Raw genomic sequence first — 23,704 nt, 5'->3', positions numbered from 1 at the left:
ATGAGAACCGTGGTCATTACCGGCGCCGCTTCCGGCATGGGCGCGGCGGTGCGCCGGCGCATGCTGGCCGACGGCTGCCGCGTGATCGGCGTCGACCTGCGCGATGCCGACGTGCAGGCCGATCTGTCCACCACGCAGGGCCGCGCCGCGGCGATCGATGCCGTGCTGTCGCAGTCCGGCGGCCGCATCGACCAGCTGGTCTGCTGCGCCGGCCTGGGCCCGCATGTCGATCCTGCCACGCTGGTGGCGTCGGTCAACTACTTCGGCGTGGTGGCGTTGCTGGATGGCTGGTTCGACGCGCTGCGCGAGGGCACGCAGCCGTGCGCCGTGGTGGTGTCTTCCAACTCGGCGACGCTGCAGTCATGGGACGGCAGCCCGCTGCGCGATGCTTACCTCGCCGGTGACGAGGCCGGCGTGCTGGCCATGCTGGCCGCTGCCGCGCAGGCCGAAGCCACGCGCGACCAGGCCGGATACATCGCCTACGCCAGCTCCAAGCATGCGGTGACGGCCGCCGCGCGGCAACGCGCGGCAGCGTGGGGACGGGCCGGAGTGCGCCTCAACGTGGTCGCGCCGGGCGCGGTGGAAACGCCGCTGCTGCAGGCGGGGCTGGCCGACCCGCGCTACGGCGATGCCATCCGCGATTTCGTGGCGCCGCTGGGCCGCCGCGCCCGGCCGGAAGAAGTGGCTGAGCTGATCGCCTTCCTGTGCGGCCCGCAGGCGGCTTACCTGCACGGCAGTGTGTTGTTCATCGACGGCGGGCTGGATGCCGCGCAGCGGCCGCTGAGGTTCTGACCGGGCCGTGGCATTTTCCCGCTTCATCCCAGCAGACGATGCCAGCCGCGCAGCCTCGGCAGCAATGCTGTGCGCTGTGCCCCAAGAATGCGCGGCCGCGTCGGCCAAACGGATATCTCAGGTGCTTATGCCGCTTTCCCGTCAGTTCATTGCCTCCTGCCTGGCCCTCTGCGCCACGCCCACGCTGGCGCAGCAGGGCCCGGCTGTCGCCGGCGCGGCAGCGCCGCCGGCCTACCAGGTCAAGGCGCCGGCGGGCGCGCCCAACGTGGTGATCGTGCTGCTCGACGACGTCGGCTTCGGTGCGGCCTCGACTTTCGGTGGCCCGGTGCAGACGCCGGTGCTGGAATCGCTGGCGCGCGAAGGCCTGCGCTACAACAACTTCCATACCACGGCGATCTGCTCGCCTACCCGCTCGGCACTGCTGACCGGGCGCAATGCGCATGCGACCGGCATTGGCGCGGTGGCGAACGTTGCCGACGAGCGCCCGGGGTACAGCAGCTTCCACACCAAGGACACTGCCACCATCGCGGAGGTGCTGCGCCAGAGCGGCTACAACACCGCGGCGTTCGGCAAATGGCACCAGACCCCGGACTGGGAGCTGTCGCCAAGCGGCCCGTTCGACCGCTGGCCGACCGGCGAAGGGTTCGAGCGCTTCTATGGCTTCCATGGCGGCGAAACCGACCAGTACGAGCCTTCGCTCTATGACGGCACCACGCCGGTGATGCGCCCGCCCGGGCGCGACTACCACCTCACCGCGGACCTTGCCGACAAGGCGATTGACTGGCTGCGCGTGCAGCACGCGGTCACGCCGGACAAGCCGGTGTTCCTGTACTTCGCCCCGGGTGCCGCGCACGCGCCGCTGCAGGCACCGAAGGCATGGATCGAGGCATACCGCGGCAAGTTCGACCAGGGCTGGGACCGGCTGCGCGAAGAGATCTTCGCGCGGCAGAAGGCACTCGGCGTGATTCCGGCCAATACGCAGCTGACCGCGCGCATGCCGGACCTGCCGGCGTGGGACACGCTGACACCGGACCAGAAGCGGGTCGCGTCGCGGCTGATGGAGGTCTATGCCGGCTTCCTGGCGCATGCCGACGCGCAGGTGGGCAGGCTGGTCGAGGCGCTGAAGGCGAACGGGCAGTTCGACAACACGATGTTCTTCTACATCGTCGGCGACAACGGTGCCAGCGCCGAAGGCGGCCTGCTCGGCAGCGCCAGCTACTTTGCGCCGGTGCAGGGGCTGCCCGAAAGCGATGCCACCCGGCTGGCGCAGCTCGACGCGCTGGGCGGGCCCGGCACCTATCCGCACTATCCCGCCGGCTGGGCCTGGGCGCTGGATACGCCGTTCAAATGGACCAAGGCGGTGGCGTCTCACCTGGGCGGCACCCGCAATCCGATGGTGGTGACCTGGCCCAGGCATGCCGCCGCGCGCGGCGGGCTGCGCAGCCAGTTCGGCCATGTCAACGACATCGTGCCCACCATCCTGGAAGCAGCAAGACTCCCGGCGCCCGCGGTGGTCAACGGCATCGCGCAGAAGCCGATGGATGGCGTGAGCCTGCTCTACAGCTTCGCCGATGCCAGCGCGGCGACGCGCCATACCACGCAGTACTTCGAGGTATTTGGCCATCGCGCCCTCTACCAGGATGGCTGGATGGCATCGGCCTTCCATAGCCGACGACCGTGGACCGTGATCGACTATGGCCAGAAGAAGTTCGAGGACGACCGATGGGAACTCTATGACCTGAACACCGATTTCTCGCAGGCCCATGACCTGGCCCAGCGCGAGCCGGCGCGGCTGGCGCGGATGCAGGCATTGTTCCAGAGCGAGGCGCAGCGCAACCAGGTGCTGCCGCTGCGCAACATGTCGCTGAACCAGGCCGGGGCGCTGCCGTCGTTGTCAGCGGGCCGCACCAGCATGACGTTCAGGCAAGGCGTGGTCGGCGTGCCCGAGTCGGCCTTGCCCAGGACCTATAATCGCTCCTGGAGCGTGTCGGCCGCCATCGATGCCGGCGAGCGGGCGCGCGGCGTGATCGCAACGCTCGGCGGCCACAGCGCGGGATGGTCGCTCTACCTGGATGACGCCGGCGTTCCGGTGTTCAGCTACCGCCTGTTCAACCTCAAGACCGTGACGCTGCGCGGGCCGGCGCCGCTGACGGCAGGGCGCCACCAGCTGCGCTTCGATTTCAGCTATGACGGCGGCGGCTATGCCAGGGGCGCGGACGTGCAGCTGCTGGTCGACGGCAAGTCCGCGGGCACGGACCGCTTGCCGGCGAGCCCGCCCGGCTTCTACACCATCGACGAGACCTTCGATGTCGGCATCGACCATGGCTCGGCCGCGGGCGATTATCCCGCTGACGCGCTGCCGGGCTATGCCTTCAGCGGCGGGCGGATCGAACAGGTCTCGATCGACCTGCGCTAGCGGCTGCGGACACTAGCGGCCCCTGTGCGAGCCCTGCGCTACGGCGTGGCCGGCGCGCGGAGAACGCTGTTGCGGATGGACCGGCCTGCGCGCCACTGCTGCTGCAGGTGGATCGCCCGACGGTAGAAGTCCAGGCCCAGCAGCGTGGGCTCGCCGCCCTGCCAGGTGAAGACGACTTCGGCGCCCGGCGGATGCGATGCGATGTAGTTACGCACATAGGCGGCCAGCACATCGTCCGGCATGCGGCGCTTGCGTTCGCGCGGGCCCAGTTGATACAGCGCGGCTTTTTCCAGATAGAAGCAATAGGCGCAGTCCAGGTTGCAGTCGGATCCGCTGGGCTTGGCCATCGCATGGAACGGCCCGGACTGGTTCGAGTGGGGAGGCGAGGTGGAAGGCGAGGGGGCAGGGGAGGTGGTCATGGCGCTTGGCCACGCCGGCGCCAGCCGTGACGGTGAAGCGCGGCCTGTGGCGAACTGGATTGCGGAGGGGACAGCGCAGGAAGCAGGCCAGGCCGGGCGAAGTCGCGCCCGGCCCGGCATCACGATCCGGTCAGGTACCCGATCCGCGCGCCGCGTCCGGCGAGAAGAAGGCCTCGCTGAACTCCGGGCTGTTGTTCAGCTTCGGCATCGGCCCTTCGTTGGTCAGGCGGTCGGCCAGGTACGCGCCCGAGATCAGGTCATGGTAGAACGTGGTGGTCGGGTAGTAGCGGCGCGCATCGTAGGCATACACGGAAGCCTGCAGGTTGGTGCGCCACAGCTGGCCGCGGCCGTCGTAGTTGTCGGCGGCCAGGGCCTGCCAGGTGTCTTCGTCCAGGAACAGCACGCGCTTCGCATACTGGTGGCGGAAGCCGGACTTAAGCGTGGCCTCCAGGATCCATACGCGGTGCAGCTCGTAGCGCATCACGTCCGGGTTGGCGTGGCCGTTGGTCAGCAGGTCCTTGTACTTGACCGAAGCGCTCAGCAGCTTGTAGTTGTGGTACGGGACATAGATTTCCTTCTTGCCGACGATTTTCCAGTTGTAGCGCTCGCCGGAGCCGTTGAAGAGGCGGTCGTCATCCACGGTGCGGAAGCCGCCGGGGCCTTGCGGCTGGTCGAAGCCGAATTCCGGCGCCTGGCGCACGCGCCGCGTGCCCGGGTTGTAGATCCAGGTGCGGTTGGTGTCCGAGCCTTCCTGGTCCCACACCGCATAGCCCACGATCACCTGGCCGCGGTCGCGCAACGGCAGGTCGGTGGCGGTGCGGAAGAAGGAGCGGTCGTTGAGCTTGTTTTCAGGGTCGAACTTGCCGTGGTTGCGCGGCGAGAAGATGTTGTACGAGACCCGGCCCCAGGCGATCGAGCCGTTGGGATAGACCACGGCCTGGTCATACTGCGCCTTCTCCGCGCCGATGGCCGACGAGAAGCGTTGGTTCCACAGCAGCTCCATCGCGGTCTTCGGGATCGGATAGGGCACCTGCGGTCCCGCGTCCTTCAGGCCGTTCGCGTCCGGGGTCATGCTGACGGTGGTGGCGTAGGTGCGGATGTCCTTGTAGACCGCGTCTTCGTAGCGGAAATCGCGATGGCTGGGATACACCGGCATCTTGAAGGTGTCGGGGTACTTCTTGAACATCGCCTTCTGGCCTTCAGTCAGCCGCTCGGCATACTGCGCCATGTTCTGCGCGGTGATGACGAACAGCGGCTTTTCGTCGCCGTAAGGGTCCGCATAGCGCTCGCCACGTTGGTATTTGACCTGGGGCGGCGTACCCAGCCACTTGCCGCTCCAGGCCGGCACATCGCCGTCCTTGCTGGCGGCGCGCTCGGCGCCCATCGGCGTGAGGTTGCCGTCAAGCTGCTTGAGTTCTTCCGGGGTGACCTTTGCCCACGATGCCGCGGCCAGTGCCATGCTGGTCACCAGCAGGCCGCCGCGCAGCAGTCGATGTGTAGTGGATGTCATTGCAGTCTCGCTCCTTGGGAATGGCCGGCGACGTCCGTGCCTGTGGACACAGGGTAGTGACGGCGCCGCGGCCGGGAATCGTTGGAACGGACTAGTGGATTTCCCCTAGGCGGAGGGCCGGCAACAAAAAGGCCGGGCAAATGCCCGGCCTCCGGCCTTCTGACAGCTTGCAGGGCTACGAATCAAGCCTCCATCACTTCGCCAAAACGCTGCAGGTGGTAGTCGCTGTCCCCCAGCAGCTGGTCCAGCATGGTCAGGCGCTTGAAGTAGTCGCCCACCGACAGCTCGTCGGTCATGCCCATGCCGCCGTGCAGCTGCACCGCCTGCTGGCCGACGAAGCGGCCGGCGCGGGCCACCGTCACCTTGGCGGCCGAGAGCATGCGCCGGCGCGCGGCCGGGTCGGTTTCGTCCAGCGCCTGCGCGGCGACGTAGGCCATCGACAGCGCCAGTTCCTTCTGCACCAGCATGTCGGCCATGCGGTGCTGCAGCGCCTGGAAGCTGGCCAGCGGCTTGCCGAACTGCTGGCGCGTGCCCAGGTATTCGCCGGTGATCTGGATCAGCCTTTCCATCGCGCCCGCGCCCTCGGCGCATAGCGCGGCGATGCCGTGCTCCAGGCCGACGCCGAGCGCCGCCAGGCCGTCAGCGGGCTGGCCCACCAGCGCGCTGGCGGGCACGGAAACGTTCTGCAGCGACAGGTCGGCGGCGCGCAGGCCGTCGATGGTCGGGTAGGCGGTCACCACCAGGCCTTTGCTGTCGCGCGGCACCAGGAACAGCGCGATCTCGTTGCTGCCCGAAATGCGCGCGGTCAGCAGGCAGGCGTCGGCGGCGGCTCCGTGCCAGACCACGCTCTTGGTACCGCTGAGCACGTAGCCGTCACCGCTGCGCTCGGCGCTGGCGCGGGCCGATTCCGGGCGGTAGCGCGTGGTCGGCTCCAGGTAGGCCAGCGTGACGATGCGCTCGCCCGAGGCGATCGCGGGCAGCCACTCCTGCTTCTGCGCGTCGCTGCCGTGGGCGGACAGCACGGCGGCGGCCATCACGCCGCTGGGCGTGACCGGCTCCAGCACCAGGCCGCGGCCCAGCTCGCGCTGCACCACCAGCTGGCTGGCGGGGCCTTCGCCGAAGCCGCCGAAGTCGGCCGGCACGGTCAGGCCCAGCACGCCCATTTCGGCCAGCTTGTTCCACACGCCGCGGTCCAGGCTTTCACCCTGGCGCGCGCGCTTGCGGCGGGCCTCGAAGGAGTATTCGGTATCGATGAAGCGGCGCAGGCTGTCCGCCAGCATCTGCTGCTCTTCGCTGTAGGTAAAGTCCATGTCAGCTATCCCTTCAGAAACCCAGGATCATCTTGGAGATGATGTTCTTCTGCACTTCGGTCGCGCCGCCGTAGATCGAGGTCTTGCGCATGTCGTAGTAGGTGGAGGCGGCCGGCGCGGCCCACTCCGGACCGGACACCGGTTGCGTCGCGCCGGGCTCGAGCCAGTCGGGCGAATACGGCCACGCATTGGGGCCGGCTACTTCCATCATCAGCATGGCCAGGTCCTGCTGCACCTCCGAGCCGCGGATCTTGACGATCGACGCTTCCGGCCCGGGTGTGCCGGCGGCCTGCGTGGCCACGCGCAGCAGCAGCATCTCCAGCGCCATGATGTCCATCTCGACGCGCGCGATCTTGTCGCGCATGCGCACGTCCTCGATCAGCGGGCGGCCGGCGCCGTCGGTGGCCTGCGCGGCGTAGTGCTTGAGCTGGCGCAGCTCGCGGTGGCAATGGCCGATGCCGGCGATGCCGGTGCGCTCATGGCCGAGCAGGTACTTGGCGTAGGTCCAGGCGCGGTTCTCTTCGCCGACCAGGTTCTCGACCGGCACTTCGACGTCCTCGAACCAGGTCTCGTTGACGTCATGGCCGCCGTCGAGCGTGGTGATCGGGCGCACCGTCACGCCGGGCGACTTCATGTCGATCAGCAGCATCGAGATGCCTTCCTGCGCCTTGGCGTCGGGATCGGTGCGCACCAGGCAGAAGATCCAGTCGGCGAAGTGAGCCATCGTGGTCCAGGTCTTCTGGCCGTTGACGATGTACTTGTCGCCCTTGCGCACCGCGCGGGTCTTCAGCGAGGCCAGGTCGGAGCCGGAGCCCGGCTCGGAGTAGCCCTGGCACCAGAAGTCTTCCACGCCCGGGATGCGCGGCAGGAAGCGCTGCTGCATCTCGGGGCTGGCGTACTTCATCAGCACCGGGCCGATCATGGTCAGGCCGAACGGCAGCAGGCGCGGCGCGCCGGCGCGCAAGGTTTCGATCTCGAAGATCAGGCGCTGCAGCGCGGTCCAGCCGGTGCCGCCCCACTGCTTCGGCCAGGTCGGGGCGCCCCAGCCCTGCGCCTGCAGGATGCGGTGCCAGCGGACGTAGTCGTCCTTCTCCACGCGCTGGTGGTTGAGCACCTTGTTGCGGATGTCTTCCGGCAATTTGGCTTGCACGAAAGCGCGGACTTCCTCGCGGAAGGCCTGTTCCTCGGCGGTGAAACGCAAATCCATCTGAATGTCCCCTGTGGTACGCGGGCTCCGCGTTGTGGCACGCAAACCGGGGTTGCCGGTTGTGCAGCGCGCCATGGCGCAAGCCTTTGCTGTGCCGGCCGATTGTATTGGCGGGCCGCGATTCGTTGCTTTATCAATCCGGAAGGCGTCCTTCGCGCAGGTGGAACCAGCCGCACCCGGCAACGCTTGCCGTGGGCGCCGGCGTAAGGACCCTCGCGTGGACGAACACGACCTTAGTGAATTCCAAATGGCTGCGGCGCGGGCCTTGCCGCAAACTGATGCGGCCAGTTTTGATGTGGCCGGGTGCATTCCGCCGCATATCCGACTCAGCTCGCATTCGAGAGATCCCCCAGCACCATGTCTTCCTTCCGCCCCCGATTCATCCACGAGATCCCCGCCCACTGGGCCGCGCAGACCCCGCAGGCACCATGCCTGTACGAGAACGGCACTGTCGTCAGCTATGGCGAGCTGTGGCGGCGCATCGAAGCTGCCCGCGACTGGCTGGCGCAACAGGACGTGGGCGAGGGCGACCGCGTAATGGTCGTGGGCGAGAACTGCAACGAGATGGTGGTGACGCTGTTCGCCTGCAGCCTGCTGCACGCCTGGCCGATCAACGTCAATGCGCGCCTGTCCGCGCGCGAGATCGACAATATCCGCGACCACGCGCAGCCGGCGCTGGTGCTGTTCACGGGCCATGTTTCCGACGTGGCCGCGGCGCACGGTGAGCGGCTTGGCGCGCAGGCCAGCGGCTGCGCGGTGTATGACGAAGGCATGCGCGTGGCGCGTGCGGACAGTGCACCCCAGCGCGAGCCTGCCGAACTGGCCCGGCGCGTCGCCACCCTGATCTATACCTCCGGCACCACCGGCGCGCCCAAGGGCGTGATGGTGCCGCACGCCGGGCTGACCCAGTTTGCGCGCATCTCCGCCACCTCGCGCGACATGGGCCCGGCCGACGTGGCCTACGGCGCGCTGCCGATGTCGCATATCTTCGGCATTGCCACGGTGTTGATGGCCACGCTGTACGCCGGCGCCAGCCTGTTCCTGCGGCCGCGCTTCGACGCCAATGAAGTGTTCGCGGCGCTGGCCGAGCCCGGCGTCACCATCCTGCAGGGCGTGCCGACCATGTTCACGCGCATCATGGCGGTAGCGCCCGCGCTGGGCGCGAAGCCGGGCGCCTATCCGCGCCTGCGCTACCTCTATACCGGCGGCGCGCCGCTCGATCCCACGCTCAAGCGCGACGTCGAAACGCTGTTCGGCCAGCCGCTGCACCACGGCTACGGCATCACCGAATACGCTGGCTCGCTCTTCATCACGCGCATGGACGCGCCGCGCGCCGATTGCTCGGCCGGCTATATCGTCGAAGGCGTGGAGATTGCCATCACCGACGCCGAAGGCGAGCCGCTGCCCGCAGGCGAACGCGGGCAGATCCGCGTGCGTGGCCCGGGCGTGATGGTCGGCTACTACCGCAACCCCGAACAGACCGCCGAGGCGCTGCTGCCGGGGGGCTGGCTCAATACCGGCGACCTCGGCTATCTCGACGCCGATGGCGCGCTGTTCATTTCCGGCCGCTCCAAGGACCTGATCATCCGTTCCGGCTTCAACGTGTATCCGATCGAAGTGGAGTCGGTGATCAACGCCTTTGCCGGCGTGCGCCAGTCCGCGGTGGTGGGGCGTAGCACGAGCGACGGCAACGAAGAGGTCGTGGCCTTCATCGAACTGCAAGAAGGCGCCGAGCTCGACCGCAAGGCGCTGGACGCCTACCTGCGTGACAGCCTGGCGCCGTACAAGCGCCCCGCCGAAGTCCGCACCGTTGACGTGATTCCGACCACGGCGAGCGGCAAGCTGCTCAAGCAGCCGCTGCGCGCCATGCTCGACTAAGCCCCCGGGGCACGCAGCCCCGGGCAATAAGCCATCCTGGAGGAGAACACAAATGAAAACATGGAAGACGCTGGCGGCGCTGACCGCCACGCTGCTGCTGCAGGGCGCGGCGTGGGCCGTGGACGCCTACCCGTCGCGCCCGGTCAAGCTGCTGGTCGGCTACGCCCCCGGCGGCCCGGTGGATACCGCCGCGCGCATCTACGCCGAGCAGCTTGGCCGCGTGCTCAGGCAACCGGTGGTGGTCGACAACCGCGCCGGCGCCAGCGGCGCGATCGCCGCCGACATGACCGCCAAGGCCGCGCCGGACGGCTACACGCTGTATTTCGTCGCCAGCCCCACCATGACCATGACGCCGCTGATCCAGCACTCGGTCAACTTCAATCCGGTCAAGGACTTCACCTACATCGGCCTGATCACCGACTACACCAACGTGCTGCTGGTGAACAAGGACTTCCCGGCCAAGAACGTCAGCGAACTGGTCGACTACGCGCGCAAGCACCCGGAAGGCGTCTCGTTCGGCTCCGCCGGCGTGGGGGCATCCAATCATCTGTCCGCGGAACTGCTGGCGCAGATGAACAACGTGAAGATGCTGCACGTGCCGTACAAGGGCAACGCGCCGGCGATGGCCGACGTGATGAGCGGCAAGGTCACGTTCATGTTCGACATCACCGGCACCGCCATCGGCCATATCAACGGCGGCAAGGTGCGCGCGCTGGCGGTCACGTCGAAGGCCCGCAACCCGGCCTTGCCTAACGTGCCGACCATGATCGAGTCGGGCCAGAAGGACTATGACCTGACCGGCTGGTATGCGCTGGTCGGGCCGCAGAAGCTGCCGGCCGATGTGGTGGACAAGCTGGTCAAGGCGCAGAAGGCGGTGGGAGAGGATTCCGCCTTCCGGCAGCGGATGAGTGCCGGTGGTTATGACGTCAACATCAGCACGCCAAAGGCGCTGGGGGACCGGATTCAGCGGGAGCTGGCGTTGTGGGGTGGGGTGGTTAAGAAGGCGAATATCCAGGCGGATTGAGGGTTAATGGATACTGCGGAGAGGCCGGCTTTCAGCCGGCCTTTTTATTTTTTGGGACGGCGGAAATCGAGGGGGCGTTGTGTTGGTCGGATGTTCTCACTTTCGCAAGTCACTGGCCTTTCCCCATTCGAAATTGGTTTTTGTGAATCAGAAATTTCCGGATGAAATTCGCCGTTGTCGAATCGAAAATATTCTGCGTGTTCTGAGTAACGCACGCAGATCTGGGCGGCAATTATCCCGATCCATCGCCTGGAGCCAACGTTTTCATTGTTTTGGAATTTTTAAGGCAAGTCTGATAGACGCATTAGTCTGGAAAACGGTTAACTGGTTCACCGCCGGTAATCACATGTGTGGATGCCGTCAGGAGAACGATTAACCCATCCGGAGAGGACTTGAGCAATGAAAAAGCTGGCGATGTACGTAAGTCTGGTGTCCAGTGTCGCACTGCTTGCCGCTTGCGGCGGCGGGGGCGATGATGGCAATGGCGGCACTTCCGCGCAGGACCAGTCTGGCGCAAATGGCGGGGCCTCCAGCCCAACCCCCACGCCCGCGCCGGCCGCATTCTCCTGCCCCGATGGCTACAGGAAGCTCACGCTGTCCAACAGCTCGGTGCCGAACGCCAACATGTCCATCGTGACGGACGACGGCATTGCCAAGCTGACCGTCAAGACGCCTGCCACGGGCCTCGCCAATGTCACGATCTGCCTCGGCAAGCCGGACCTTGTCCCCGCCGGCGTCGTTGCCGACTACGTCTATGAGGTCAAGGCGGACGGTGGCTATGCCAGCCTCCTCAATCCGCAGATCAGCCTGACTTTCATCACCCCGACTGTGCTCGCTGCCGCGCCGGCCATCGAAGTGGCTCTGGGCACTGCCAATGGTGTCACCTATACCGCTGCGCCAGGCAGCAATGGCACCGTCAATGGCACCAATGTGAACGTGACTGCATCGGCTCCAGCCGCCGGCGTGTACGTCGTTCGGCTGCCGCACTGATTCCCCCGTTTTCAGGTAGGTACCAGGCCGCGCGTGAACGCAGCCTGGTGGTCTTGCATCGGCCGTCAGCGTTTCGCATCCCGGTATGAATCGCAATCTCTATCGCCTTGTCTTCAGCGCCGCGCGGGGCATGCTGGTTGCCGTGCGGGAATGTGCCATGGGATGTGGCAAGGGCCGTCAGTTTGGGGCGTGCTCCGCTGCCGGGGGCGCGAAGGCCATCGGCGTTGCGCGCTTTGCGGTCGCGGCATTGGGGCTCGCTGCCTGGATCGCGGCAGGCCTGCCATGTGCGCAGGCCCAGGTCGTCGCCGATCCAAACTCGGGCGCCAACCGTCCGACGGTCGTGCAAACCGCCAACGGCTTGCAGCAAGTCAACATTACGCGGCCGTCCGCGGCTGGCGTTTCGACGAACGCCTATACGCAGTTCGATGTGCCACGCCCCGGTGTCATCCTGAACAACGCCCCGACGCCGGTCTCCACCCAGCAGGCCGGATACGTCAACGGCAATCCCAATCTGCTGCCAGGCGGATCGGCACGCATCATCGTCAATCAGGTCACCGGCACATCTCCCAGCCAGTTGCAGGGCCATGTCGAGGTGGCCGGCCCGAGGTCGGAAGTGGTCATCGCCAACCCGAATGGACTGGTGGTCAATGGCCTGGGCTTCATCAATACCAGCCGGGCCACGCTGACCACTGGCATTCCGATGTTCGGCGGCAGCGGCAGCCTCGATGCATTCCGCGTAACCAGCGGGCAGATCGCCATTCAGGGCGAAGGCATAAACGTCGCCAATGTCGATCAGGTGGATCTGATCGCGCGTGCGGTGCAGGCAAACGCGGCCCTCTATGCCAACCAGATGAACGTCATCGCCGGTGCCAATCAGGTGGATCGCGCGACGCTGCGCGCCACGTCGATTGTAGGCTCGGGAGCCGCACCGGCCTTGGGCATCGATGTGGCGCAGCTCGGCGGCATGTATGCCAGCAAGATCATGCTGGCATCGACCGAGAATGGCGTGGGGGTGTCATTGCGTGGCATTGCCGCCGCGCAGGCAGGCGAGCTGACGCTGACCGCCCAAGGCAAGCTGGTGCTGGCCGGGCAAACCAATGCCTCTGGCAACCTGGTGGTCTACGCGCGCGACGGCATCGACAACAGCGGCACCACCTACGGCAAGCAAGGCGTGTCGATCAACACCGATGGCGTCCTGGCCAATACGGGCACGCTTGCCGGACAGCAATGGCTCAACGCCTACGCTGGCAGCGTGGCCTCGACGGGGACGCTGGCTGCGGGCGTGAACGCCGATGGCTCGACGGCCGCGCCGGCCGACCTTACCGTAGTTGCCACCAACGGCGCACTCACCGCCACCGGCCGCAATCTGGCCAGCGGCAATGCGACGCTGCAGGGCACGGGCGCCAACCTGGCTGGCAGCCAAACCTCGGCGGGCGGCAACCTGAATCTCCAGGCGGGCGCCGGCAAGCTGGACCTGACCGGTGCCAATATCCGGGCAGACGGAGCGCTCAATGCCACGGCGAACGGTGCGCTCGTCAATGACGGGGGCCAGCTTTCGAGCCAGGGAGGCCTGGTCCTGCAAGCGGACAGTATGTCGAACCAGGGCGGCCAGATCGTGGCGCAGCAGGCCGCCACGCTGAACGTGGCCGGCGCGTTCAACAATACGCAGGGAACGATCCAGTCCAACGGTGCGCTCTCGGCGCATGCCGGCGCGCTCGATAACACGGCGGGCCGCATCGTGTCACTCAACGGGGACGGCCTTTCGCTGACTACCACCGGGGCGCTCGTCAACGCCGCCGGCACGACTGCCACCGGTACCGAAGGTGGCCTGATCGGTGGCAACGGCAGCGTGGTGATCGATGCTGGCGCGCTGACCAACCACGGCCAGATCAACGCGCTGGACGATGCGACGTTCGACACGCAGGCGTTCGATAACGACAACGGCAAGGTGACGGCGGGCGGCACGCTGTCAGCCAGGATCGCCGGGGCGGCGACCAATCGCCTTGGCACGCTGTCGGCCGCCACGCTGAACCTGGACGCCTCCGCCCTCGACAACGCCGGGGGCCATGTCGAAGCCGACAACCTTGCCATTGCTACAAGGGGCGACCTGCTCAACCGCGGCGGCATCATCAAGCAATATGGCGCGACCGATGCTACCGTGCACGCCGGCGGCACGCTCGACAACACACAAGGCACGATTGCCGCCAATGGCGGCGACCTGGCCGTATCCGGCCGGACCATTGTCAATTCGGCGGGCAAGATGCAGCACGCCGGCGCCGGATTGTTGACGGCGACGAGCGAAAGGGAATTCTCCAACGCCACTGGCACGATCGAAACCAACGGAGCGCTGCAAGCTACGGCGGCCACGCTGGACAACGCCGGCGGCAGCATTTCGGCGCAGGACAAGGCCACCATTGCCACCACCGGCGACCTGCTCAACCGCTACGGCAAGCTTTATGGCAAGGACGGCCTGGCGCTTGGCAGTGGCGGACAAATCGACAACACGGGCGGCTCGGTTCAGACCAATGGCAATCTCTCCGCCATCGCCGCCGGAAAGCTCGCCAATGCCAACGGCACACTGGCCGCCAACGGCGCGCACGGTCTGCTTGATATTTCCGCCGAGAGCCTGGACAACACCCTCGGTCAGCTGACCAACGCCGGCGACGGCGTCACGGCGGTGTCGGCAACCCATGCGCTGATCAATACCGGCGGTACACTGGGCGGCAATGGCGACGTGACAGTCAATGCGCAGGATCTGGTCAACATCGCCAAAGGCAGCGTGATTGCCAGCGGTGCGCTCGCGCTCAACACGACGCGCATCGTCGACAACTCCGGTGGCCAGCTCTACGGCGGCAAGGGTCTGGTGCTGGAACAGGCCGATGCGACTTTGGTCAATGAGGGGGGCCAGATCGAGAGCGCGACAGACGCTTTCATCGATGTCGCCAACCTGAACAATGCCGGGGGCACGATCAAGGCCAACCAGGACATCGCCGTCAAGGGCGCGGTGTCGGGCAGCGGCGAGATGACTGCCGGGCACGACCTGGCGCTCGATGTTGCCGGCGACTATGTCAACGATGCCGCGAACCGGCTGCACGCCGATGGCAACATGCGCGTTGCCGCCACCGGCACCCTGACCAACACCGGCACGCTTGCTGCGGTGGGCGATCTGACGGTCCAAGGCACCGATGTGGTCAACGCCGCGGGCGCCGACATGGCCAGCACCACCACCACGGTCAACGCCACCAATCGGCTGGACAACGCTGGCCGCATCGAAGGCGATGCAGTACAGATCAACACCGCGACCACCAACAACGCCGGCACCATCATTGGCAACCATGTGACCGTGCAAGGCAGCGATATCGCCAACACCGGTGCGGCGGCATTGATCGCGGCGGCAGAAAGTCTCACTCTCTACGCCAGCCATTCGGTGCAGAACCTGGACGGTGCGACGCTCTACAGCGCGGGCAACCTGCAGATTGCCCGGGACGGCACGCGTGACCCGGCCACTGGGCTGCTGGTCAACCAGGTCGGAACGCTTGTCAACCGCTCGGCCACCATCGAGGCCGAGGGCGATATCGACATCGCCGCCACACAGGTCAGCAACACGCGCGCCAGAATCGAGACCGAGGCGGGCACGCCCGTCACCAGCGCCGCGCAGACACTGGTCATGTGGAACGCGGGCATGAGCGGCAGCGACCTGAACTTCCATGAAAGCGTGACGTTCCCGACCTGGCGGTGGAGCGGCGAAAACGCCTCGGTCAGCGCCAGTCGCACCTACGCCCTGATGCAGCCGGTCAGCCTGACGGTGGACAAGTCGAACGTCACCAATCTCGATGCCGCGGCGCAGAGTTTTACCTTCACGCAGCCACCGGTCGAGGAATATTACGATGCGACTTCCCGGGTGATCTGTACGGATTGCCCGCCTCCGACGGTCTTCACGCGCAACCTCACCGGCAATCCCACGCAGTATTACCAGTCCATCACGGACAACGGCAGCACCTATACGATCACGTTCTGGCCCGACTGGGACCCGGCGAGGCATATCCGCCCGGACGACGTGCGGATTCGCTTCGATCTCGGCACGGACAGCCACGATTACAGCGAAATCTCGCGCACGGTCACGACCAGTGCCACGACGGATCGGCTGGTGAGCGCCAGCGATCCGGCCAAGATCCAGGCCGGTGGCGCGATCCGCATCAATGGCAATGGCGGCACAATCCTGAATCAGTCGTCGATCATGGTGGCCGGCGCAGACCTGGTGCGCTCCGCGGTGGGCGGCACGGTGCAGGACGCGGGCACTGTCCTGCAGCAGTCGGTCAGCACGACGGAAACCTCGACCTTCTACTGGCATCAGAAATCCGGCGGCAACAGCGATACGCAGGTGGTGCCCTATCCGACCACGCCGCAGGCATCGACCACGGTGATGGCGCTGCCAGCCATCGCATCGGCCAATCAGACGGTGCAGACGACAGCCCAGGACATCCAGGTCACGACCGTCAACCGGCTGGGTGAGACCGTTACAGGCAGTGGCGTAACGGGCGGCAGTGCCACAGGCGCGCAGGTCACCGGCACGGCCGGAGGCCCTGGCAAGCCTCTGCAGACGTTAGGTACCGCCAGCGGCGGCATCCCCAACCTGACGCTGCCAACGAACGGCCTGTATCAATACCAGACAGCGCCCGGCGCCACGTACCTGATTGCCACAGACGCGCGCTTCACGCAGTACAGCAAGTTCATTTCCAGCGACTACATGCTGGGCCAGCTCGGCTTGGACCCCATGCTGTTGCAAAAGCGCCTGGGCGACGGCTTCTACGAGCAGAAGCTGATCCGTGACCAGGTGACGCAGCTGACCGGGCGTACCTATCTGGCGGGCTACAGCGACCAGATGTCGCAATACCAGGCGCTGATGACCAGCGGCGCGGCCTACGCCAAGGCGTTCAACCTGGCCCCCGGCATCGGCCTGTCCGAGAGTCAGATGGCCCAGCTCACCACCGACATGGTGTGGCTGGTCAGCCAGGAAGTGACGCTGCCCGATGGCACACGCCAGTCGGTGCTGGTGCCCAAGCTGTACGTGGCCCATAGCCATGCGGTGGATCTGACCAACACCGGCGCCCTGGTGACGGGCAGCAAGGTCAGCCTCGATGCCAGCGGAGACGTGGCCAACAGCGGCCGGATCGTGGGCGACCTGGCCACGCAGGTGGTGGGCAACAATATCGTCAACCGGGGCCAGATCAGCGCGACCGGCACCACGGTTGTGAAGGCTGCGCAGGATGTGCGCAACCTCGGCGGACGCATCAGCGGCACCGATACGGTGGTGTCCGCTGGCCGAGACGTGATCAACGAGACGCAGACCATCAACAGTCAGGTCACGATGGGTGTGCACAGCGCCAGTGCCACCGGCGTCGGTGCCGTGGCATCGATCTCGGGTGAGAACAACGTCGGCGTGCTGGCCGGGCGCGATATTGCCATGTCCGGTGGCGTGGTTGATGCCGGCGGCAGTGCGCTGCTGGCTGCCGGCCGTGACCTGAACCTTGGCACAACGGCCGTAGGCACCACCATGGATTCCGGCTCGCGCGGCGGCCAGAGTTATTACCACGACCAGACCACCGTGGGTGTAGGCAGCACCGTAGCCGCCGGTGGCAATGTGGTGGCGGTGGCTGGCCGCGACGCGACCCTGACCGGCTCGACCCTCGACGCGGGCAAGAATGCCTCACTGATCGCGGGCCGCAATGCGACGGTCACGGCATCACTGGATGCCAACACGCACAGCGAGGGCTCGCTGGGCGGCAAGAATGCGCAATACACCAAGTCCTCCTATGACGAGGCGGTGCGCGGCAGCACCGTGGGCCGGCAGCAACGCGACGCTGGCCGCGGGCCAGGCGCCACTGGCGGCGGCCGTGCTGATCGAGAACGGCGTCGGGATGTCGCCGGATGCGGTAGCCGCACCATCGGGCACGGGCAGTCTCGCGGTGCTGGGCTCGGCCGTCACGACCGGCGATGGCGGCAGCGGCGGCGGTACAGCCAGTCTCATTGCCGCACAGGACGTAACCGTGGGCACGGTCAACGAAACACACGCGGCGCAGAGCTGGTCCCAGACGAACAAGTCCGGTTTCCTGTCGAAGGAGCAGACCACCAAGGCCAGCAGCGAACAGCAGATCATCGCAGTCGGCTCCACCGTGTCGGCCAACGCGGTTGCAGGCCATGCCGGCCGGGATATGACGGTTGCCGGCAGCAATGTGGTCGCCACTGACGACGTGGCCCTGCGTGCGAACCGCAACCTCGTGATCGGCGCTGCGGAAAGTACGGCAACAAGCAGCGCCTCGCAGGAAACGCGCAAGTCGGGGATGCTGTCGAACGGCGGCGCCGGCGTCACCTTCGGCAAGCAGCAGTTCAACGAAAGCCAGACCGCGCGGACGACGTCGCACACCGGCTCAGTGGTGGGTAGCTTGCAGGGTAATGTGAGCCTGAGTGCGGGCGAAAGCTACAGGCAAACGGGCAGCGCGGTGACTACGCTAAAGGGCGACGTGGAAATCCGCGCCAAAACCGTGGATATCAACGCGGCGACGGATACGGGGCGATTCGATCAGGAAACGCACTTCCGCCAAAGCGGCCTGACCATCGCAGTCTCCAACCCCGTGCTCGCCGCGGCGCAAACCGCCGGGCAAATGGCGCGTGCGCAGAGCCAGATCGATGACCCGCGCATGAAGGCACTGGCCGGTGCCGCGACGGGTCTGGCGGCCAGGAATACCTACGACGCGGTGAGCAAGGATCCGCAGGCCGCTGGCGGCGTGAACATCAGCATCACCGTCGGTGCCTCAAAGAGCGACAGCACGCAGACGCAAAGCAGCACCACGGCGGTCGGCAGCCAGATCAACGCCGGCGGCAATGTGCGCATCCGCGCCGAGGGAGCCGGCGAACACAGCAACATCAACGTGGTCGGCAGCGATATCCAGGCGGGCAACAACCTGGTGCTCAAGGCCGAGAACCAGGTGAACCTGCTGGCCGCCGCGAACACAGCCGAGCAGCACAGCAGCAACCAGAGCGCATCCGGTGGCGTCGGCATTGCCGTGAGCTATGGGTCCAATGGCGCCGCTTTTGGTGTGACGGCCAACGCTTCGGCAGCGCGCGGCAAGGCCGATGGCAACGACGTGACCTGGACCAACAGCCACGCCACGGCCGGCAATGCGTTGGTGATCGATTCCGGCGGCGATACCAACCTGCGCGGCGCGGTCGCGTCCGGCAACCAGGTCATTGCCAATGTGGGCGGCAACCTCAACGTCGAGAGCCTGCAGGACACCAGCAGGTACGACAGCAAGGATCAGTCAGCCAGTGGCAGTGTGACCGTAGGATACGGTGTCTCGGGTAGCGCCAGCGTCAGCCAGCAGAAGATCAACAGCGACTTCGCGAGTGTGGGAGAGCAATCCGCCATCCGCGCCGGCAGCGGCGGCTACCAGGTGGATGTCAGCGGCAACACTGACCTCAAGGGCGGCGTGATCGCGGGTGGCGTGGCGGACAGGAACAGCTTTGCGACCGATACGCTGACCGTCAGCGACATTCAAAACCGTGCCCATTACAGTGCCAGCAGCATCGGCATAGGTGGAGGCTTCTCGGCAGGTGACAACAGCGGCAAGTCCGGCGTTGGCGTGAACCAGGGCGGCGAGGCCTCGACCGCCGGTTCCGGCGCCGTGCCGGGCACCGAGTTGCCGACCACCGGTGGCGCCGGCCAGGGCTTCTCCGTCGCCCCGCCTATGGTAGCTGGTGCCTCCGGCAGCGCCAGCAGCACGACGCAGAGCGGGATAAGCGCCGGCACCATCACGATCCGCAACAATGCCAAGCAGCAGGAGCTGACGGGCCAAAGCGCTGCGGATACCGTTGCCGGGCTGAACCGCGACACGACCAACACGGAAAATTCGCTGAGTCCGATCTTCGACGAGAAGAAGATCAAGGCCGGATTTGAGATCGTGGGCGCGCTGCAGCGCGAAGCAGGTGTTTTTCTGAACAACCGCGCCAACGAGGCGGATGCGGCCAAGCAGGCAGCCGACGCCGTGGCAAAGGATCCGAACGCGACGCCCGAGCAGCGTGCCGCCCTGCAGCAGCAGGCCGACGACAAGGCGAAGTGGGGGCAGGGTGGCACCTATCGGCAGGTGATGACGGCGCTGACGGCCGCCGCAAGCGGCAACGTGACTGGTTCCACCATGCAGTTCGTTCAGAGCGCAACGGTGGGGTATGTGCAAGGCTTGGCCGCCAACCAGGTCAAGCAGATCGCTGACGGTCTGGATAGCGAGACCGCACGCGCGGCACTGCACGCCATCGTCGGATGTGCTGGTGCCGCAGCGGCCGCTCAGTCCTGTGGCGCAGGCGCCATGGGCGCGGCAAGCGCTTCAGTGCTGGGCTCGCTGCTCGGGTCGACCGAGGGCATGACGGCGCAGCAAAAGCAGGTGCGAGAGAACGCTATCCAGAGCCTGGTGGCGGGGGCCGCCGGTGCAGCCGGAGCAAACCTGGCTACGGCAATGAACGGGGCGACTTTCGAGATCGAGAACAACCAGCTTGGAGCCGGGCCGATGCCCAGCCCGCCGCCGATTTGGTCACCTGGGCAGGCGCAGAAGCCGTTTCAGATACCCGGCAAATCGCAAGCCAATGGCGAGGCGATCCTAACCGGAACCCCGGATCAGTCAGGTCAAAAGGCTATGCCATTGGTACAGCCAGAAAGCAGCATTGTGGACCGCATGGCCAATGCTGTTCTAGATCCGATTTCTATTCCGCTGCAGATTGTTCAAGGTCTAAATGCCATCTACAACGGCAAGGATCAGAGTTCCAACAGGAACCAAAACATATCTATCGACAGTAAGATTGGCAGTCAGATCAATGACAGAGGATGGACTGTAAGCGACATCAAGGATGTGATTGCAGCGGGCCCCGTAGGAAGCACTACCGATAATCGATCGGGTGCAAAAGCGCCAGACGGAGTGCCACGAAGTGACACCGCTTCCGTTTATGGTTCAAAGAACGGATATGTTGTGGTTAATGACAGGACTGGTGAGGTTGTTCAGGTGAGTGGTAAGAATGACCCAGGCTGGATTCCCGATAGCCGGATTAAGTGGAAGTGAGACTTTATGAAAAACATTGATCCTCTGCAACGCTACGATTCCGCCGACGCGTTCTTCATGCTCGGCGGCAGCGTGCTCATGAAGTTGTCGGCGGATGCCGCAATTACTGTCTGCACAACTGCGGCAGATTATGGGCTCGTCGTCACGAGGGTTGAAGGCGGGGTTTGGCACCACCCCGGGTTCGAAGCGCGAGTGGATTGTATTTGGGACGGCGTTGATCCACCAGTAACCCTAGAGGCCTTGGAACAAAATAATCGAGAGGCCTCAGCGTTCATAAGCACGGAGCGATCAGAGCATGATGTCTTCGTGCTGACAACACAACCTGCATAGATTGCTGCGCAGTAGTGCTATCTCGCAATGTGGTTGACATTGAATGAACAAGAAGAATCTGCCTAAACAGTGTTCCCGGCACTTGGGGTTTTGTCAATTGTTGCCGCCCCTATGGCACTCGCTCAAGTAGTGCCCAATAGCCCAGGTCAATCTGCTGCGACAACGGCCGCTGAGCAGGAGCAACGCGCCCGCCAGCAACACGAAGCGCGCGAGCGCGCCCAAGCGGTACAAGCGCCTGGCATCCGCGCGGAAGATTCTGCGCCGACGGAATACCCAACCCTGCCTCCGGAAACGCCGTGCTTCCGCATTGACCGCTTCACGCTGGAAGTGCCGACCGATCTCCCGGAGGCAGCCCGAGTGCAAGGCGCCTCAGCCCTGCCGCAGGACCCATTTGCGTTCGCCCTCGCATGGCTCGACCACTACCAGGGCGCCTGCGTCGGCAAGCAAGGCGTGGACCTCCTGACCAAGGGAATTTCGCAGGCTATTCTGAGCCGCGGTTATGTCACCACCCGCGTGCTGGTTCCCCCTCAGGATCTGAGCACCGGCACGCTGCGCCTGGCATTGATCCCCGGCGTCATCGGCGAACTTCGCTTTGCCGATCCCGAAACGCGCGGCACCTGGAAGTCCGCGTTCCCGGCGCGTTCAGGAGATCTGCTCAACCTGCGCGACCTCGAGCAAGGGCTGGAGCAGCTGAAGCGCGTGGCCAGTCAGGATGCCGACATGCAAATCGTGCCGACTCCAACACCCGGCGTCAGCGACGTGGTCATCACCGTCAAGCGCACCAAGCCGTGGACCTTCGTCGCCTCGGTCGATAACTCGGGTACGCGGTCGACCGGCAAGCCCCAGGGCAACCTGAGCCTGGCCGTCGGCAACCCGCTGGGCCTCAATGACCTGTTCAACGTCGGCTACAGCCAGGACCTGGAGTTCAGCGACAAGAGCCGTGGCACGCACGGCTGGAACGGCTTCTATTCGGTGCCGTGGGGCTACTGGACCGGCACGCTGTCGGCCTATTCCAACACCTATTTCCAGCAGATCGCCGGCGTCAACCAGACGTTCGTGTCCAGCGGCGATTCGCGGACGGTCGACCTCAGGCTTCACCGCGTGATCCGGCGCAGCCAGAACGATGTGTTGGGACTGCAATTACGGCTGTCGCGCCGCTTCGGCCGCAGCTTTATCGAGGACACGGAGATTACCCGGCAGCGGCGCAACAACACTGTGCTGGAGGCTGGTTTTACCGACCGCCACTATTTCGGCGCGGCACAGTTCGACGGCACGCTCGCGTACCGCCAGGGCATTGGTGGATTCGGGTCGCAGGATGACACCCTTGCCGCGATCGGCGGGCCGACCTGGCGATTCAGGATGGTCGTCGCGGATGCCAACCTGTCGGTGCCTTTCAAGGTGGCTGAGTTTCCGCTTCGCTATGTCACGACCTTCCACGGGCAGTACACCAATGACCGGCTTTATTCCCTGGACGCGATGACCATCGGCAGCCGCTATACCGTGCGTGGTTTTGACGGGGAGCGGCTGCTGGCCGGCGACAGCGGCTTCTATTGGCGCAATGAAATGCAGCTACCGCTTGGCGCAACCGGCCAGGCGCTGTACGCCGGGCTCGACTATGGCAGCGTTTTTGGGCCGTCGACGGCAGGCCTTGCCGGTACGAGCCTGGCCGGTGCGGTGATCGGGGTGCGCGGCGGCTTCGGCCCTGGCTTTGGCCGGCTGTCCTACGATCTGTTCGCGGGCATGCCGGTGTATAAGCCGGCGGCCTTTCACACCGCCAGCGTGTCAGGCGGATTCCAGTTCGTCTACCAGTACTGACGGCGGCGCTGATCGCTCGCAGCCCCTGCCTTTACCCCTCCACCTCCGCCCACCCCTGCATCGCCTGCCCGCCGGCATCATCCCCCGTCCACAGCACCAGCCGCCCCGGCTGCGCCGGATCAGCCGCGCCACCGACAGTGATGGTGTCCTGATCGAACAACGGCGCCAGCCCGCGGAAGCCGAAGCGGCGCACGCGCGCCATGGGTTGCTCGCGCGCGACCAGGTCCAGCATCAGCATCGCCTGCATCGGGCCGTGTACCACCAGGCCGGGATAGCCTTCGACGTCGCGCGTGTACTGGCGATCATAGTGGATGCGGTGGCCGTTGAAGGTCAGCGCGGAATAGCGGAACAGCATCACCGGGTCGGCCTGCAGCGTGCGCTGCCATTGCGCGATCTGTTCCAGCCGCGGGCGTGGCGGTTGCGGCCTGGTCGGGTCGGGCATGGCGCGGTAGACGATGTCGTGGCGCTCGTTGACGGCGGTGTTGCCGTTGACGGTCAGTTCGTGGTCGACGGCGACGAACCACAGTTCGCCGGTGCGGCCGGTCTTGTACTGGACGTCGCGGATGGTGGAGGTGCGCGTGACGGTGTCGCCGATATGCAGCGGATGGTCGAAGCTGACTTCGCTGCCGGCCCACATGCGGCGCGGCAGCGGCACCGGGGGCATGAAGCCGCCGAGGGTGGGGTGGCCGTCGCGGCCGAGTTCGCGTTGCGGCGCGCGCGGCAGGAAGTAGAGCCAGTGCCACAGCGGTGGCAGCGGGCCCGCGGCGACGGCTTCGGGGTCGAGGTCGAAGGTGGCGGCCAGGCCGGCGACCGGTTCCGGCGACAGCGTTTCGGTGCGCGATTCGCTGCGGCCGATCCAGCCGCGCAGGCGTTCGAGTTCAGAAGTGGCGTCAGTCATGGCAGGTGGCC

General features: G+C 65.9%; 14 protein-coding genes. 9 read left to right on the top strand and 5 right to left on the bottom strand.

The window, feature by feature from the left end; genetic code table 11:
- Complete coding sequence (locus A3AG_RS0130410; protein WP_026164582.1) at positions 1-792, top strand: SDR family oxidoreductase; 792 nt, start codon at positions 1-3, stop codon at positions 790-792.
- Between the two features lie 127 nt (positions 793-919).
- On the top strand, positions 920-3,208 hold the full coding sequence (locus tag A3AG_RS0130405) for an arylsulfatase (RefSeq protein ID WP_018009041.1): 2,289 nt from the start codon (positions 920-922) through the stop codon (positions 3,206-3,208).
- A 38-nt stretch (positions 3,209-3,246) separates the two neighbouring features.
- On the opposite strand, the gene A3AG_RS0130400 is transcribed toward A3AG_RS0130405, so the two are convergent.
- The 4 genes from A3AG_RS0130400 to A3AG_RS0130385 all read right to left on the bottom strand — a co-directional run bounded on the left by A3AG_RS0130400 (position 3,247) and on the right by A3AG_RS0130385 (position 7,654).
- Positions 3,247-3,627, bottom strand: coding sequence for a radical SAM protein (locus A3AG_RS0130400; RefSeq protein WP_240619993.1), 381 nt, complete (start codon positions 3,625-3,627; stop codon positions 3,247-3,249).
- 130 nt (positions 3,628-3,757) lie between these two features.
- Complete coding sequence (locus tag A3AG_RS0130395) at positions 3,758-5,137, bottom strand: DUF1329 domain-containing protein (protein ID WP_018009039.1); 1,380 nt, start codon at positions 5,135-5,137, stop codon at positions 3,758-3,760.
- A gap of 182 nt (positions 5,138-5,319) precedes the next feature.
- Positions 5,320-6,447: an acyl-CoA dehydrogenase family protein gene (locus A3AG_RS0130390; RefSeq protein ID WP_018009038.1), complete on the bottom strand. Its 1,128-nt coding sequence runs from the start codon at positions 6,445-6,447 to the stop codon at positions 5,320-5,322.
- Between the two features lie 13 nt (positions 6,448-6,460).
- Positions 6,461-7,654 carry an acyl-CoA dehydrogenase family protein gene (locus tag A3AG_RS0130385; RefSeq protein WP_018009037.1) on the bottom strand — a complete coding sequence of 398 codons (1,194 nt, stop codon included), beginning with the start codon at positions 7,652-7,654 and terminating at the stop codon, positions 6,461-6,463.
- 357 nt (positions 7,655-8,011) lie between these two features.
- Here A3AG_RS0130385 and A3AG_RS0130380 point away from each other — a divergent pair, with 357 nt between their 5' ends.
- From A3AG_RS0130380 to A3AG_RS0130355, 7 genes are all read left to right on the top strand, one after another.
- Positions 8,012-9,532, top strand: a complete 1,521-nt coding sequence (locus A3AG_RS0130380; RefSeq protein ID WP_018009036.1) for a class I adenylate-forming enzyme family protein — start codon at positions 8,012-8,014, stop codon at positions 9,530-9,532.
- 52 nt (positions 9,533-9,584) lie between these two features.
- A complete protein-coding gene (locus A3AG_RS0130375) occupies positions 9,585-10,556 on the top strand; it encodes a Bug family tripartite tricarboxylate transporter substrate binding protein (RefSeq protein WP_018009035.1) in 972 nt (323 codons plus the stop codon).
- 399 nt (positions 10,557-10,955) lie between these two features.
- Positions 10,956-11,546 (top strand): hypothetical protein, encoded by a 591-nt coding sequence (locus A3AG_RS0130370; RefSeq protein ID WP_018009034.1) that lies wholly within the window; start codon positions 10,956-10,958, stop codon positions 11,544-11,546.
- Positions 11,547-11,631: 85 nt separating this feature from the next.
- On the top strand, positions 11,632-17,793 hold the full coding sequence (locus tag A3AG_RS34905; protein ID WP_026164581.1) for a two-partner secretion domain-containing protein: 6,162 nt from the start codon (positions 11,632-11,634) through the stop codon (positions 17,791-17,793).
- Positions 17,720-20,650 carry a hemagglutinin repeat-containing protein gene (locus A3AG_RS34645; protein WP_240619997.1) on the top strand — a complete coding sequence of 977 codons (2,931 nt, stop codon included), beginning with the start codon at positions 17,720-17,722 and terminating at the stop codon, positions 20,648-20,650. Before A3AG_RS34905 ends, A3AG_RS34645 begins: the two co-directional genes overlap by 74 nt.
- Before the next feature lie 6 nt (positions 20,651-20,656).
- On the top strand, positions 20,657-20,980 hold the full coding sequence (locus A3AG_RS33670; protein WP_081610788.1) for a colicin immunity protein: 324 nt from the start codon (positions 20,657-20,659) through the stop codon (positions 20,978-20,980).
- 111 nt (positions 20,981-21,091) lie between these two features.
- The gene (locus A3AG_RS0130355) at positions 21,092-22,795 is read left to right on the top strand and encodes a ShlB/FhaC/HecB family hemolysin secretion/activation protein (RefSeq protein ID WP_081610787.1); all 1,704 of its coding nucleotides are present in this window, start codon (positions 21,092-21,094) and stop codon (positions 22,793-22,795) included.
- 31 nt (positions 22,796-22,826) lie between these two features.
- On the opposite strand, the gene A3AG_RS0130350 is transcribed toward A3AG_RS0130355, so the two are convergent.
- Entirely contained in the window at positions 22,827-23,693 is an 867-nt protein-coding gene (locus tag A3AG_RS0130350; RefSeq protein ID WP_018009031.1) for an HTD2 family dehydratase, read from the bottom strand.
- Positions 23,694-23,704 lie beyond the last annotated feature (11 nt).

This window comes from Cupriavidus neocaledonicus, from assembly GCF_000372525.1.
Lineage (GTDB): Bacteria > Pseudomonadota > Gammaproteobacteria > Burkholderiales > Burkholderiaceae > Cupriavidus > Cupriavidus neocaledonicus.
This window is presented reverse-complemented; position numbering and strand designations above follow the sequence as displayed.

Coding starts and splice junctions, on each gene's coding strand:
- A3AG_RS0130410 (WP_026164582.1), top strand. CDS start 1: ATGAGAACCGTGGTCATTACCGGCGCCGCTTCCGGCATGGGCGCGGCG.
- A3AG_RS0130405 (WP_018009041.1), top strand. CDS start 920: ATGCCGCTTTCCCGTCAGTTCATTGCCTCCTGCCTGGCCCTCTGCGCC.
- A3AG_RS0130400 (WP_240619993.1), bottom strand. CDS start 3,627: ATGACCACCTCCCCTGCCCCCTCGCCTTCCACCTCGCCTCCCCACTCG.
- A3AG_RS0130395 (WP_018009039.1), bottom strand. CDS start 5,137: ATGACATCCACTACACATCGACTGCTGCGCGGCGGCCTGCTGGTGACC.
- A3AG_RS0130390 (WP_018009038.1), bottom strand. CDS start 6,447: ATGGACTTTACCTACAGCGAAGAGCAGCAGATGCTGGCGGACAGCCTG.
- A3AG_RS0130385 (WP_018009037.1), bottom strand. CDS start 7,654: ATGGATTTGCGTTTCACCGCCGAGGAACAGGCCTTCCGCGAGGAAGTC.
- A3AG_RS0130380 (WP_018009036.1), top strand. CDS start 8,012: ATGTCTTCCTTCCGCCCCCGATTCATCCACGAGATCCCCGCCCACTGG.
- A3AG_RS0130375 (WP_018009035.1), top strand. CDS start 9,585: ATGAAAACATGGAAGACGCTGGCGGCGCTGACCGCCACGCTGCTGCTG.
- A3AG_RS0130370 (WP_018009034.1), top strand. CDS start 10,956: ATGAAAAAGCTGGCGATGTACGTAAGTCTGGTGTCCAGTGTCGCACTG.
- A3AG_RS34905 (WP_026164581.1), top strand. CDS start 11,632: ATGAATCGCAATCTCTATCGCCTTGTCTTCAGCGCCGCGCGGGGCATG.
- A3AG_RS33670 (WP_081610788.1), top strand. CDS start 20,657: ATGAAAAACATTGATCCTCTGCAACGCTACGATTCCGCCGACGCGTTC.
- A3AG_RS0130355 (WP_081610787.1), top strand. CDS start 21,092: ATGGCACTCGCTCAAGTAGTGCCCAATAGCCCAGGTCAATCTGCTGCG.
- A3AG_RS0130350 (WP_018009031.1), bottom strand. CDS start 23,693: ATGACTGACGCCACTTCTGAACTCGAACGCCTGCGCGGCTGGATCGGC.